This window comes from Flavobacterium sp. 38, assembly GCF_057799715.1.
On record NZ_JBYNWZ010000014.1, the window covers coordinates 74,382 to 89,490 of the forward strand.

General features: G+C 34.5%; 11 protein-coding genes. 2 read left to right on the forward strand and 9 right to left on the reverse strand.

Annotation, left to right across the window (positions count from 1 at the left end):
* Positions 1–23 precede the first annotated feature (23 nt).
* A complete protein-coding gene (locus tag AC3E9W_RS21685) occupies positions 24–986 on the forward strand; it encodes an App1 family protein phosphatidate phosphatase (RefSeq protein WP_488770002.1) in 963 nt (320 codons plus the stop codon).
* Between the two features lie 215 nt (positions 987–1,201).
* On the opposite strand, the gene abc-f is transcribed toward AC3E9W_RS21685, so the two are convergent.
* The gene (abc-f, locus tag AC3E9W_RS21690; protein WP_488770003.1) at positions 1,202–3,118 is read right to left on the reverse strand and encodes a ribosomal protection-like ABC-F family protein; all 1,917 of its coding nucleotides are present in this window, start codon (positions 3,116–3,118) and stop codon (positions 1,202–1,204) included.
* A gap of 65 nt (positions 3,119–3,183) precedes the next feature.
* On the opposite strand from abc-f, the gene AC3E9W_RS21695 reads away from it, so the two are divergent.
* Positions 3,184–3,567 (forward strand): DUF983 domain-containing protein, encoded by a 384-nt coding sequence (locus AC3E9W_RS21695; protein WP_125722554.1) that lies wholly within the window; start codon positions 3,184–3,186, stop codon positions 3,565–3,567.
* On the opposite strand, the gene AC3E9W_RS21700 is transcribed toward AC3E9W_RS21695, so the two are convergent.
* From AC3E9W_RS21700 to topA, 8 genes are all read right to left on the reverse strand, one after another.
* Positions 3,548–4,618 (reverse strand): NAD(P)/FAD-dependent oxidoreductase, encoded by a 1,071-nt coding sequence (locus tag AC3E9W_RS21700; protein ID WP_488770004.1) that lies wholly within the window; start codon positions 4,616–4,618, stop codon positions 3,548–3,550. The two genes, AC3E9W_RS21695 and AC3E9W_RS21700, sit on opposite strands and share 20 nt — an antisense overlap.
* A 77-nt stretch (positions 4,619–4,695) precedes the next feature.
* A complete protein-coding gene (gene porN / locus AC3E9W_RS21705) occupies positions 4,696–5,685 on the reverse strand; it encodes a type IX secretion system ring subunit PorN/GldN (protein WP_306158696.1) in 990 nt (329 codons plus the stop codon).
* Between the two features lie 188 nt (positions 5,686–5,873).
* Entirely contained in the window at positions 5,874–6,863 is a 990-nt protein-coding gene (gene porN, locus AC3E9W_RS21710; RefSeq protein WP_306158403.1) for a type IX secretion system ring subunit PorN/GldN, read from the reverse strand.
* Positions 6,864–6,907: 44 nt separating this feature from the next.
* Positions 6,908–8,449, reverse strand: coding sequence for a type IX secretion system motor protein PorM/GldM (gene porM / locus AC3E9W_RS21715; protein ID WP_306158401.1), 1,542 nt, complete (start codon positions 8,447–8,449; stop codon positions 6,908–6,910).
* Positions 8,450–8,500: 51 nt separating this feature from the next.
* Complete coding sequence (porL, locus tag AC3E9W_RS21720; RefSeq protein ID WP_306158399.1) at positions 8,501–9,145, reverse strand: type IX secretion system motor protein PorL/GldL; 645 nt, start codon at positions 9,143–9,145, stop codon at positions 8,501–8,503.
* A gap of 56 nt (positions 9,146–9,201) precedes the next feature.
* On the reverse strand, positions 9,202–10,596 hold the full coding sequence (gene porK, locus AC3E9W_RS21725) for a T9SS ring complex lipoprotein PorK/GldK (protein ID WP_306158397.1): 1,395 nt from the start codon (positions 10,594–10,596) through the stop codon (positions 9,202–9,204).
* A 262-nt stretch (positions 10,597–10,858) separates the two neighbouring features.
* Entirely contained in the window at positions 10,859–12,010 is a 1,152-nt protein-coding gene (locus AC3E9W_RS21730) for a formimidoylglutamase (protein WP_488770005.1), read from the reverse strand.
* A 5-nt stretch (positions 12,011–12,015) separates the two neighbouring features.
* Positions 12,016–14,547: a type I DNA topoisomerase gene (gene topA, locus AC3E9W_RS21735; RefSeq protein ID WP_456893919.1), complete on the reverse strand. Its 2,532-nt coding sequence runs from the start codon at positions 14,545–14,547 to the stop codon at positions 12,016–12,018.
* Positions 14,548–15,109: the final 562 nt, after the last annotated feature.

A 15,109-nucleotide genomic window follows, 5' to 3' on the forward strand; every position in this document is an offset into this window, starting at 1 on the left:
AGTTACATAAATATACGTAATTAATGAAACCAATTTTACAATTATATCGAGGTTATGCAAATGAGCAAGAATTAATTGTAATGGGGCACGTTTTTAAAAGAGAGCATAATTATGATTTTGAAAAAAGGAAATTAAAAAATGCTACTTCAATTCTTAAATTGTTCCGAATAAAGACCATTCAAAATTTTGACGTTTACCTTCATTACAATGATCAAATAATTCACACGAAAACTCTAGACGACGGGTATTTTAAATTTTGTATTCCGTTGGACAAAGAAACTCAATTTGGCTGGATGCCTTACCAAGTAAGTCTCCAATATAACGATAAAACGGTGGTTTGCAAAGGCAGTTTTATCAGACCACACAAGGGAAAACTTGGAATTATTTCAGATATTGACGATACTTTTTTAATCTCTCACACGAATAATTTCTTCCGAAAAATTTACATTTTACTTTTTAAAAACGTAAATGACCGTAAGGTTTTTAAGGATGTTGTACCTCATTATCAAGCTTTGAGTTCGGCAGGCAGAACGAGCACCGAAGAAGTAAATGCTTTTTTCTACATTTCTAGCAGTGAGTGGAATTTATATCGTTTTATCGCGAAGTTTACACGAATACACAAACTCCCAAAAGCGGTTTTCCTCCTTAAAGATATTAAAAGAGGAATTACTGATTTTTTCATGAGTGGAAGAGGAAGTCATGATCATAAATTTGAAAAAATAAAACATGTGGTAGAGTTTTACCCCACTTTAAAATATGTTTTAATGGGCGATGATTCGCAGCACGATCCGATACTGTATGAGAGAATCTGCAAAATATTTCCAGTAACAGTCGTTGCGGTTTACATAAGACAGACTGGCAAAACCCAGAAAACAGAAGTAAAAAAAATCTTGAAGAATTTAGAAAGCTTAAATGTTGCTGTTTGCTATTTTAAAGAAAGCAGTAAAGCGATTGAACATTCTAAATCGATTGGGATTATTAAATAGTTTGTTTCATGTTTCATGTTTCATGTTCGCGTTGAACCTGAAACTTGAAACATGAAACTTTTTTTAGCCCAGATTGAAGTGGAAAGCCCGGAACTATAAACCCTCATTTTTCTTGCCTGAAAACAGCGACCGAAGGAAGCTCGTTTTATGGCTTAGAAAAATGAGGGTTTATAGTGAGGACTTGTAACGGAAAGCTGGATCAGCTCCTGAAAATATTATCCGTTAAAATTATCAATCTCTTCTTGAACTACCTCCCAGTCAATAAGTAATTGATCTAAATCGGCTTTCTTTTTGTTGTAAGCGGTAAAGAAAGAAGCGTCTTCAACATGTTTATCATAATTTGTTTCTAACATTTTATCATCGTGCTGAATGTCTTTTTCTAACTGCTGAATCTGGCTTTCAATTTTGCTTAAACGGTTTTGAAGCGCTTTGGTTTTCTTCTGGTCTTCGTAAGAAACTTTGCTTGCTTCTTTTGCTGGAGCTGCCGTTTTTACTACATCCTTTTTCTCTACTTCGCGCATGTTTTCTAGATTGCGCTGTTCTAAGAAAAAGTTGATGTCTCCCAGATATTCTTTGATTTTCTGATCTTTAAATTCGTAAACGATATTTGACATTCCTTGAAGGAAATCCCTGTCGTGAGAAACTAATAATAGAGTTCCTCCAAATTTTTGAAGTGCCGCTTTCAGAACATTTTTAGATTTAATGTCTAAGTGGTTCGTAGGCTCATCCATCAGCAAAACGTTGATTGGCTGTAACAGCAATTTACATAGCGCCAGACGGTTACGCTCGCCTCCAGAAAGCACTTTTACTTTTTTCTCTACATCGTCTCCGCGAAATAAAAACGAACCTAACATATCACGCACTTTCATACGATTGGTGTCAGTCGCCGCATCTTCCATTGTTTGAAGCAAAGTAATTTCACCATCTAAATATTCGGCTTGATTTTGAGCAAAATATCCTAATTGTACATTGTGCCCTAACTTGATGTTTCCATCGTATTCGAATTCATTTACCAAAGCTTTAATGAAAGTCGATTTTCCTTGTCCATTTTGTCCAACGAAAGCAATTTTACTTCCTCTTTCAACTAATAAACTAATGTCTTTTAAAATCGTCTTATCGCCGTAAGCTTTTGTTACATGTTCAGCTTCGATTACTACTTTTCCTGGTTCTTTTGAAACGGGAAAAGAAATATTCATTACAGAATTGTCGTCTTCATCAACTTCAATTCTTTCTACTTTATCTAATTTCTTAATCAGCGATTGTGCCATTGAAGCTTTTGAAGCTTTCGCACGGAATTTCTCGATTAATTTTTCTGTTTCTTCAATCTTTTTCTGCTGATTCTTTTGTGTCGCCAATTGCTTTTCGCGAATTTCATGACGCAGCTCTAAATATTGAGAGTACGGTTTATTGAAATCGTATGCTTTTCCTAAAGAGATCTCGATTGTACGATTTGTAACGTTATCTAAGAACATTTTATCGTGCGATACAATCACTACAACTCCAGGATAATTGCGAAGGAAATTCTCTAGCCAAATGATACTTTCGATATCTAAGTGGTTGGTTGGCTCATCCAGAAGCAATACATCATTGGACTGCAATAATAATTTAGCCAATTCGATACGCATTCTCCAACCTCCAGAGAATGTTTCGGTCTGGTTATTGAAAACTTCTCTTTTAAAACCAAGTCCTAAAAGGATTTTTTCTGTGTCTCCAACATAATTATATCCTCCTAGAAGTTCAAAACGATGTGTATAATCAGAAAGATCTTCAATGATTTGTCCGTATTCTTCGCTTTCATAATCGGTTCTGGTAACCAATTGATGGTTGATTTCTTCCAGCTTTTTTTCTACAACTTTAATTTCGGTAAAAGCCTCGTATGCTTCTTCCAAAACGGTTCTTCCTTGCTCAAAATCGATATCCTGACGCAAGAATCCCATTCTGATATCTTTCTCTTGAGAAATAACTCCTGAATCTGGTTTAAAATCTCCTGCCAACATTTTTAGCATTGTAGATTTACCCGCTCCGTTTTTACCGACAAGACCTACGCGGTCGCCAGCGCCTAGACGAAAAGTAACTTCTTCAAATAAATAGGTTCCTCCAAAAGAAACGGAAAGATTGTGTATATTAAGCATAATTTTGTGACTGTTGTTACAAGAAATAAAGGCGCAAAAATGTACCTTTGATAAAATTTTTGCAAATGTTAAAAAAAGGATCCAAACTAAATAGCATTTTAACAGGAAGTTGTCCAAAATGCCAAAAAGAAAGCATGTATGAAGACAAAAATCCGCTTCATTTGAGTAAAGTTCTCAAAATGAACGAACATTGCAGCCACTGCGGATTCAAATACCAGATTGAACCTTCGTTTTTTTATGGTGCTATGTATGTCAGCTACGGATTGAATGTTGCGGTTGGAATTGCTGCTTTTATTGTTTCGTTTGTCTTTTTTGGAGCAACTATCGAGCAGTCTTTTATTGCAATTATCTTGACACTGGTTGTTTTGTTTCCTTTTGTGTTACGACTTTCTAGAAACCTTTACATTAATATGTTTGTTTCCTACGATCCTAATGCCGGTCGGAAATAGATCTAAGATATCTTTTGTGGAAACGCTTAATATCGGCTTCTTTGTCAATTGGAGTTCCGTTTTCGATATGCTCAAATAACATTTTAGCCAAAGCCGGCCCGAGCATAACGCCACGTGTTCCTAATCCATTCAGGAGATGGATAGACTTATAGGTTTCATGAGTTCCTATAATAGGTCTTCTGTCGGCAACCGTTGGACGAACGCCTGCAAAATGTTTCACTATCTCAAAATCGCACGTAATAATTTCTTTAATACGATCTAAAAGTTCTTTTTTACCTTCTTCGGTTGGCAGATCTGTCTTGTCGTGCCAATTGTAAGTCGCGCCAACTTTAAACAAATTACCACCTATTGGCAAAATAAAAACACTTGTGTTTACAATAACATCAAGTTTTAAATCAGGAGCTTTTATTAAAAACAACTCTCCTTTTGTGCCATCTAAAGGAAGATAGTTAAAGTAAGGATTTTTATGCAAACCGAAACCTTCTGCAAATATAATGTGGCGTGCTTTAATATTTTTATACTGAATTCCTGAATCAAGAAACTCTAAAAAAGAGCTGTGAAAAGATTCTTCCAACAGTAAATTGTTTTCTTTTAAGTATTCTCTATAGCTTTCTAATAATTGTCCTGTTTTAACGTAGCCTGTATGCAAAACTTCTCCATAATCGTGAGGCGAATCAATGCTCTGGTATTTTTTAGTTATCAGTTTTGTCGAAAGAAAAGGAGCCAAGTTAATTTTATCCGATGCTGCAAACCAATTGTTCTGTTCTTCAATAGAAAAGAATTTTCTAAGAATTGGCATTTTATAATTGAATTTTTCATTTAGCTTTTCTTCTACCTGATCATAGAATTCATTCATTAAAACCAAATGATCTTTTGCATTCCAAACTTCGCTGAAACGCTTTAAAATTACCGGATTATACAAACCTCCAGCAATCCTAGAAGAATTCTGTGACTTGTCATCAATAACTAAAATAGATTTATTGTTTTTTAGGGCGATTTCTGCAAAGGAAATTCCAGCTAGCCCAGATCCGACGATTAAATAATCAAGCATTGGTAAAATAGATAAAATAAAAAAACTCTTACTGCAAAGGTAGCAAGAGTTTTTTGATTATTAAGTTATTAATGGACTTAGTAATTCCACATATCTTGTTCAAAGTTGCGAATTTTTTCTTTTACTCTTTCAGCTTCTAACAACTGGTTTTGCGCATTGTCTTTCATGTAGTCTTTAATCTCACGATCGCCATATACATTTTCTTCTTTGTAAATAACCGAATTAAATCTTCGCGAATTTAAGATTTGATCAAACGAAATTGGAAGTGCTGAATTGTTGTCATTGAAAGCTTTGGCTTCATGAAGTACATCGCGGGCATTGGGGAAGAAAACCCAAAACAGCTCGATATAATCTTTTTCGTCGCTGTTCATGGTATAAACGTCGGGAGTGACAGGGCAAATTCCGAGCAGACGATATTTTAAATCGCTTTGTCTTTTATCAAAATACCAAAACCCTTTAATTTTGTATTGACTTACATCTGCTGCAGTAAGATCTTGTTTCAAAATATATTCAGCAGGAACTGTTCTAGTTGGGCCGACAGTTTGGTCAACATAAGTCACTTTTTTGTTTTTTCCAGTACCGGTTACTACTTTCTTTTTCACAACACGTGTTCTATAATCATCCGGATATTGATTAATGAGTTCTCGTCCAGCATCGGTAGTATCCACACGAGATAATGCTCCTTCGACATCTTTCATTGATTTTTTAGTAGTAAAGTAACTGTCTGTATAAACTTCTGTTATCTTTCCACTTTTAATTCCTTTGGTCAAAACATCATAAAGCGAACGCCTATCACGGCCAATATTAGCAGTATCTACAGGAAAATACAACGGAAAATTGATTTTTTCATTTAAATCAATAATTTCCCAAACGGTTTTTCCCATCAAAATATCTCTGTCATCTACATAGCCGTAAGCTAATGGCTTATCATTATCGGCAATCATTTGAGCGGCCGTCTTAACACCAATTTCATCAACAGTTTTAGCATTAAGCAAATTAGACTGTGCTAAAGACAAAAAGCTCGTAGTTACAGTCAAAATAACAATTAAAAAATTTCTTAGTTTCATCATAATCATTTTTACAAGACATTAAACGAAGTTTTATTTTAAATATTGTTATTTTTCTTACATAAATAAAAAATAATACATTTTAGCTTTCCCCTTTCTTTTAAAAAGGAGTATCTGAATTATCTACATAAAAAAAACTCTTACTACAAATGTAGTAAGAGTTTTTCATTATTGTACTATGTATCAACTTAGTAGTTCCACATATCTTGTTCGAAATTGCGAATTTTCTCTTTTACTCTTTCAGATTCTAACAACTGATTTTGTGCGTTGTCTTTCATGTAATCGCTAATTGCTCTGTCTCCGTAAAGGTTTTCTTCTTTGTAAACAACAGCATTAAAACGTCTTGAATTTAAAATCTGATCAAATGAGATTGGAAGTGCTGAGTTGTTGTCATTGAAAGCTTTTGCTTCATGCAGTGCTTCTCTGGCATTTGGGAAAAATACCCAAAACAATTCAATATAATCCTTTTCGTCACTATTCATTGTATAAACGTCTGGAGTTACTGGACAAATTCCTAGTAAACGATATTTCAATTCACTTTGACGTTTGTCAAAATACCAGTATCCTTTAATTTTATACTGAGTAACATCTGCTGCAGTAAGGTCTTGTTTCAAGATATATTCAGCAGGAACCGTTCTTGTTGGCCCAACTGTTTCTTCAACATAAGAAACAGACTTATTTTTACCTTTACCAGAAACTACTTTTTTCTTCACTACACGTGATTTGTAGTCATCTGGGTATTGGTTAATTAACTCTCTACCAGCATCAGTTGTATCAATACGAGATAATGATCCTTCGATGTCTTTCATAGATTTTTTAGTATTGAAATAACTATCAGTATAAACTTCAGTTACTTTTCCACCTTTAATAGCTTTAGTTAAAACGTCATAAAGAGAACGTCTATTAGGACCAATATTAGCTGTATCTACTGGAAAGTATAATGGAAAGTTGATTTTTTCATTCAAATCAATGATTTCCCAAGTTGTTTTCCCCATCAAGATATCTCTATCATCTACATAACCATAAGCTAATGGCTTATCGTTATCAGATATTAATTGAGCAGGAGTTTTAAGTCCAATCTGATCTGGTGTTTTTGCATTAAGCAAATTAGATTGCGCATAAGAAGCAAAACCTCCAGCGATAGAAACAATTGCTATTAAAAAATTTCTTACTTTCATCGTGGTATCGTTATAAGATATTGAATGTAGTTTACACTACTTTATTATTGTATTTCGTAAATTACAGGAGCAGTTCTTGGTAATAAATAGCTACCAGCTCCAACAAGTTTAGTTTTAATTTCAGAAATAGTAACTTGGTCTCCTTTACCTGCTCTTGAAAGTACTTGTTTACATTGTGCATTCATTTTGTTTCCTGAAACAACAACAGTAGGCTGTCCAGCAATTTTCATATTGAATCCAACAACATCTAAACCAACTTCAAAATCAAAATCAAGAAGTTTAGCTCCAATAGTAGCAATTTCTAGGTTAGATTTAGGACCTTTAACAACTCCCATTTCACCTCTAATTGTTCCTGTTGGACCAGGAATACCTTTAATTCTGAATGTTTTCTTGTCTGTTACTTTATCACCGTTTGGCAATGTCCCAGTTACAGAAATTGTAGTTTCAGTACCTTGACCTGGGCTCATGTTATATTTTCCTGGTTTTCCAGCAGAAGCTAAACCTGGAGCGCTTGCAACAATTTTGTTAGCATCTACACCAGCAAAAGATACAGAGATTGGGTTAACAACTCCTCTATATACTACGTTCATTTTATCTGCAGAAATTGTAGCAGAGTTTGGTCTTGGAACTACAACATATTTTCCAGAGAATTTCAAAGGAATGTTTTTTCCATCCTCTAAGAATGTAAATTGTCCGTTGATGTCTTGTTCTCCAACTCCACCAGCAGTTAAAGAGATAACAGCTTGTCCGTTAACAATTTGTCCTGGACCTTGGAATGAAGTAGGTTTTGTGTTTTCGTCATAACGACCTAAAACTACTTTACCTGTTACTTTTTCACCTTGGAAATAAGCATTTTTATCTAAAACAACGATTGCTTGGTAGTTGCTGTAAGAAGCAGCAGCAACTGCAGCTTTACCTAAAGCACTGTTATAAACGTCTGCTTCAACTTTTTTAACGTCATTTTGCCAAGCTGAAAGTTTTGCAGCTGAAGCAATTGCAGGAAATCCTTTAAAGTGGTAAGCTAAGTATTTTTCTTTGATACCTTCTTTGTTTTTCACATCAGAAACATCAAATTTTTTCTCAACCTCAGAAATGATTCCAGCGTATTTTTTATCTGTACCTAAAGCCGCTTTGATATCAGCTTTGTATTTTTCGATTTTAGAAATAATTTCGTTACCTTTTTTAGTGTAACCGTCTCCTGTAAACCAGTCGTCGATATTATCTCCTCTATCCATAGACTCGTAAGGCATTTTTCCAGTTGCTTTATCAACTTCAAAACCTTTTACAGCCTGAGCTTTTAGAGTAGCTATATAATCATAAAAATCTTTTGTAATTGCTTCAACTTTGTGAGCTGTTTCAGCAGCGATAGCAAATTCTCCTTTTGCCTCAGCTGCTTTTTGATCTAAAGCTGTTAATAAACCTGTATTTGTTTCTGTAGAAGTCGTATTTGCACTTTCAAATTTTTCGTTCATCAAACCAAAAGCAGAAATAACTTCTTTCGATACGTTCATTGCTAACATTGCGATGAAAACCAGATACATCAGGTTGATCATCTTCTGTCTAGGGGTTAATTTTCCTCCTGCCATTTTTTTCTAATTAGTTCTTATTAATAAATGTAATATCTAGTTAAAAACTAATTATCCTTTGTTACTCATTGCAGAAAGCATTCCACCGTAAACACTGTTTAATGAAGCAATGTTTGCAGTCATAGAAGCCATTTGTTCTTTTAATTTAGAAGCGTTTTCAGCGATTTCTTTGTTAGCCTCAGTATTTCTAGAAGCGCTCTCTAATTGTACTTTATATAAACTGTTTAATGATTCCATTTGTGCAGCAGCAATAGACATTTCTTCAGCATATTTCTTTTGTCCTGCAATTGAATCTACTGTTGGAGAAATTGCTTTAGCAGCTCCTTCGAAGTTTTTGATGCTGTTTCCTAAGCTAGCCATTAACTCACCGTCAACTTTAGCTTCTTTCAACATAGCATCTAATTTTTGAGATAATAATCCTTGTGCGTCAGTTGACTCAGCTTTAACTTCTTTTTTTCTAGCTTGTCCGTTAGCTAACTCTGGGTAAACTAAAGTCCAATCTAATTCTTCTTCAACTGGTTCGAAAGCAGAAAGCGCAAAAATTAACGCCTCAGTCACCAATCCTACTGAAAGCATAACTGTACCTGTTAATGGTCCAATCTCAAAGTGAGTAATTTTGAATAAAGCTCCAACGATTACCACTGCCGCTCCCATACCATAAGCGAAATTCATTGCTTTTTTACTTAATAATGCCATAATACTTTTTTTTTAGGTTTTAAAATAGATTTGTTGGATATTGATTTAATTATAAATTACTTTTTTCTGTTACCTGTTACTTGAGTACCCATGTAATCTTGTACAGTTCTGAATCCGATGTAGCTTCTAGCAGAATCAGCATATTCGTGGTCACGTGTACTTACCTGTAGGAAATAAGCAACGTCTTTCCAAGAACCACCGCGAACAACTTTTCTTTGGTTCTTACCATCAATTACGTTTGGATTCATTGTAGATACATACTCGTAAGCGTTTGGATTGTAAGCTGAATCTGTCCACTCAGAAACGTTTCCTGCCATGTTGTATAATCCGTAACCATTAACATCGTATGATTTTGCTTCAACAGTATAAAGAGCTTCGTCAGCTGCATAGTCTCCTCTACTTGGTTTAAAGTTTGCTAAGAAACAACCTCTATCACTCTTAGTATAAGGACCTCCCCAAGGGTAAGTAGCAGACTCCAGACCTCCTCTAGCGGCATACTCCCATTCAGCTTCAGTAGGTAATCTGAATGAGTTAACTAAGTCACGCCCTTTTTTCTTAGATTTAATATAACTGTTTTTATTTAGTGTTCTCCAAGCACAGAATGCTTTAGCTTGTTTCCAAGTCACACCTACTACAGGATAATCTCCATAAGCTTTGTGCCAGAAATAATCGTTATGCATTGGCTCATTATATGAATAAGCGAAATCTTTAATCCAAACTGCAGTATCTGGGTAAACATTTACCTGCTCTGTTTTTACGAAGTCACTTCTTTTTCCAACTTTTGCTTTTGCAGCAGCTTGAATATCCATCCAAGAATAACGGAATTTCAATTTATTTACGTCAATTGTTCTTAAACCATTATAAGATTCTTCAATTGGCAAATACATAGAATCCATTACTTCAGCGTAATACTCATCTGGATATGCTTTTGTATCTTTAATTAACTTAACTTTTCTGTTTAGTTTTCTTCCAGCATACGGATCATCTTTTGTACCAACACTATAATAGTTGTCATACATATATTTATCGTAAGCTGTCATTTTTTCTGGATCAGAATCGTTAAAAGCATAGTCAGCAATACTTCCGCCTTTGCTTCCTTTTCCGTCAGCAGGTTTTTGTCCTGTTTCGTCAGCTAAGATTGCTAAACGAACTCTCATTGTAGAATCCTTTACCCATTCCACAAATTGGCGATACTCACTGTTTGTAATTTCAGTTTCATCCATGTAAAATGAACGAACTGTTACAGTTTTAGTTGGAGCATCTTCTACATTAGCTAAATCAGCATCTGATTTACCCATAATAAAAGATCCGCCTGGAACCAAAGTCATTCCATAAGGTTTTTCAGGATGCCATTTCCCTCCTGTAACACCAACTAATTCACCTTTGTCACCTGACTTACCACAGCCGATTACTAGTGTTAACATTGCTGCAAATGCAATAAACTTCTTCATATAAATTTGGGATTATCTATTCATTATTAAAAGTCCGTAAACGTATTTATTATTTATCTAAAAAACAATACTACTTGCGAATTTATTTTACCGTTCAAAAATAATGTTAAATAAAATAAAAAAAAAATATTTTATCGATAAACTGTTCTAAAAAATCGATGTAAAACGTTAATTTTTATATATTATAATTATTTTCCTACTAATTTAATTTAACTATTTTCAACAACTTTTAAAAATTTAAGATTTCACTTAAATTTTCGTTCTACAAAGCATTTTTTCGTTGCGCTTTCCACCATCTTTCTGGCAATTCTTGATTGCAAGCCGACAAATATTCGTCGTAAGAACATGGTAATAACGTATTTCTTTTTAATTTATTGTTGCCATTAGATTCGAATGGAATTTCGATCCACCAACGGTCTGTTTTATCACTTTTGTAAAATATCAATTCTTCATCATCTAGCGGAACTATATATTTTAAATAGTTTGCTCTGCTTCCAAATGGATATTCTTTTGAACGGTAGTGATAACCTTCTATAAAATACCATACAATCTGAGCAATGATAACCGATTCGGCCAATGTGCTGTTATGATTAAATACACCAAAAGAAGAAACTTTATCACTTATACCTGCGTATCTAGCCAAAGCACAAATCTCTTTTCCGTTAAATCCGTTTGGCTCAAAAGTTACCATATTTGCTGAAGCAGAAGATTTTACAGAATTTAAATCTATACTAACTAAGTCTGCATCTCTAAAAACAGGTTCGGCTAACGTAATTTTATTCGAAATTTCACCTAATCGATAAGCGTCAAAAAACAGCTTTTCGATCAAATCGATTTCTTCTTGTGAATTATAATAGGTTTGATACCCTATATTACAGTAGTTGAAAAGGTTATTTGGTTCATCAATAATAATTTTTGTCAGATACGAATTAGCCGAAACCAATTCATTTTCTTTACCAAAATCAAATTTATTATCAACTGCAACCAGATTTACCATTTGCTCCAAATCATCGTAAGCACGATACAAAGCATAGGTCAAATCTTGAGAACCTCCTAGGACTATAGGAATAACTTTTCTTTTAATTAATGATGCGGTAACTTTCTTAACTGCAAAATAAGTATCTTCTACAGAATCACCCGCAAGTATATCTCCTAAGTCAGCAATTGAAGCATCCCAGTTACCTGGAAACATCCCATAAAGCTTTTTACGCAGATTCGAAAGATTAACTTCATTAATCATATTGATGTTTGTACGGTCTTCTAAAACACCAATTATTGCAATATTAACCTGGTCAATATCAGGAAACTGATCTTGGGTATGAAAGACAACTTTACTCCCAAGCTCTTGTGAAGACAGTGCGCCGACGAATTTTACAATTGCATCATTAACTGGTTCTAGAAAATCAAATTCCATCTATATTATTTCTTTTTAGCAGCTGTTTTAGCTGGAGCTTTTTTAGCCGTTGTTGTTTTTTTGGCTGCTGTTGTCTTTTTAGCTGCCGTTTTCTTTGCTGGAGTTTTTGCAGCAATCATTTCTTGAACTTGTGCTAATGTTAGTTTTGTAGCATCAACATCTTTACTCAACTCAATTTTGATTTTTCCTTTTAGGATCACAGAACGTCCCCAACGAGCTTTTTCTACTACGATTCCTTCTTCTTCCCAGTTATGAATAACTTTATCAATATTCTTTTGAAGTTTATCTTCGATCAACTCTTCAACATCTGCCTGTGATAAATTATCAAAATTGTATTTTTTGCTTACGTTTACAAAAAGTCCGTTCCATTTGATGAATGGACCAAAACGCCCCACTCCTTTTTGAACAGCCTCTCCTTTATAAGTGGCAATTGGCGCATCAGCAAGTGCTTTTTCGTCAATTAGTTCTTGAGCTCTTTCTTTTGAAACCCCAAGCGGATCTTCTCCTCTTGGCAATGAAATAAAAACGCTTCCATGACGAACATAAGGACCGTAACGGCCATTATTTACCTCTACTTCTTCTCCTTTATATTCACCTAAACTTTTTGGAAGCAAGAACAAATTCAAAGCTTCTTCAAGTGTAATGTTTCCAATATTCTGATCTGCCATTAAGCTGGCAAACTTTTTATCTTCATCATCTGCTTCTCCAATTTGTGCCATTGGGCCAAATTTTCCTAAACGAACTGAAACTTGTCTTCCGTCTGCATCTTTTCCTAAGATTCTTTCACCGCTTTCACGTTCAGCATTTGCTTCAACTTCTTTTACATTTGGGTGAAACTGATTGTAGAAATCTTGCATCATTTTTGCCCAATCGATATTTCCTTCGGCAATTTCGTCAAAATCCTGTTCTACTTTTGCAGTGAAATTATAATCTAAAATGTTTCCGAAATTCTTCACTAAGAAATCCGTAACAATAGTTCCAATATCTGTAGGAACCAGTTTTCCTTTATCAGAACCTGTATTTTCTTTTAAAACTTTTTCACCTACTTTACTATTTTGCAAAGTAAGCTGTGTATAATTACGTTCTACACCTTCAAGAGTTCCTTTTTCAACATAATTTCTATTGATAATAGTTGAAATTGTCGGTGCATAAGTAGACGGACGCCCGATTCCAAGTTCCTCTAGTTTTTTAACTAAAGATGCCTCAGTGTAACGTGCAGGCGGTCTTGAATATCGTTCTGTGGCTGTAATATAGTTATTAGCCAGTTTTTCGTTTACTTTTAAAGCCGGAAGCATTCCTTCTTGTTCTTCCTCATCATCATCATGACCTTCTAAGTACACTTTTAAGAAACCTTCAAAAAGCAATACTTCTCCAGAAGCTGTAAAAATTTCATCGTGATTATCGGCTTCGATTTTTACATTTGTTCTTTCCAATTGCGCATCGCTCATTTGAGATGCCAAAGTTCTTTTCCAGATCAAATCGTACAAACGAGCCTGATCACGGTCAATATTTACGGTGTGACGCGACATATCTGTCGGACGAATTGCTTCGTGCGCTTCTTGTGCTCCTTTATTTTTGTTGGCAAAAACTCTCGGTTTTGAGAATTCTTTTCCGTAAGATTTAATGATTTCAGCTTCTGCGGCAGCCATCGCTTCCTGCGAAAGATTTACAGAGTCGGTTCTCATATAAGTAATAAGTCCGGCCTCATACAAACGCTGTGCTAACTGCATGGTGATTCCAACTGGCAAATACAATTTTCTTGCTGCTTCCTGTTGCAATGTAGAAGTTGTAAAAGGTGCTGTTGGCGATTTTTTGGTAGGTTTAGTTTCTAAATCCCCTACCTTATATTTAGAACCGATGTTTTGATTTAAGAAATCTTCGGCTTCTTTTTTAGTATTGAAGTTTTTTGGCAGTTTTGCTTTGAAAGCTTTTCCTGCTTCGTTTACAAATTCTGCAACAATAGAATAAGTTGCAACTGCATTAAAATTCTGGATTTCGCGTTCTCTCTCTACAATTAAACGAACAGAAACCGATTGTACACGTCCAGCTGAAAGTCCGCCTTTGATTTTTCTCCATAAAACTGGAGACAATTCGTAACCTACTAAACGATCTAAAACTCTTCTTGCTTGCTGTGCGTTTACTAAATTATAATCTATTTCTCTAGGATTGTCAATTGCTTTAAGAATCGCAGATTTTGTAATCTCGTGAAAAACAATTCGTTTGGTCTTTTTTGTATCAAGTTTTAATTCTTCCGCCAAGTGCCATGAAATAGCCTCTCCCTCGCGGTCCTCATCGCTCGCTAACCAAACCGTTTCGGCATTCTTAGAAAGTGATTTTAGTTTCGTTACCAAGGCTTTTTTATCTGGAGAAACTTCATATTTAGGTTTAAAACCATTTTCTACATCTACTCCTATTTCCTTTGATGGTAAGTCGGCTATGTGACCATAACTTGACTCCACCTGAAAATCACTTCCGAGAAATTTCTCTATCGTTTTCGCCTTTGCAGGTGACTCCACTATTACTAAATTCTTTGCCATTGCTCTATTTTTCTGCAACAAAAGTATTTATTTTTTTTAAATATTAACCTTGCAGATGCATTTTTGAGGTATTTTGATATTATGAAACTTAAAATTGCAGATTTATCTGTAATAATCTCGATAATATATATAGGTATAACTTTTACCCGAAAATGACCTTGGATATTTTAGATTTAAGAGTTTAGATTTTAGATTGATGAATGATTTAGAATTTTAGATTGCGACTTTCAAATCATAGTCTGTGATCAAAATCTTAAATCTGAAACCTATAATCACTGTTGAAACCGACTGCCCTAGCCCAGATTGAAGCGAAAAGCCCGGAGTAAAAAATGCAAAAGTTTCTTGTTTTAAAAAAGCGACCAACGGAAGCTCTTTTTAAAACAGTAGAAACTTTGCTTTTTTTATGAGGACTTGTAGCGGAAAGCTGGAAATAGCTCCTTATTTAGATTTTAGATTTTAGATTTTAGATTTTAGATTTTAGATTTTAGATTTTAGATTTTAGATTTTAGATTTTAGATTTTAGATTTTAGATTTTAGATTTTAGATTTTAGATTTTAGATTT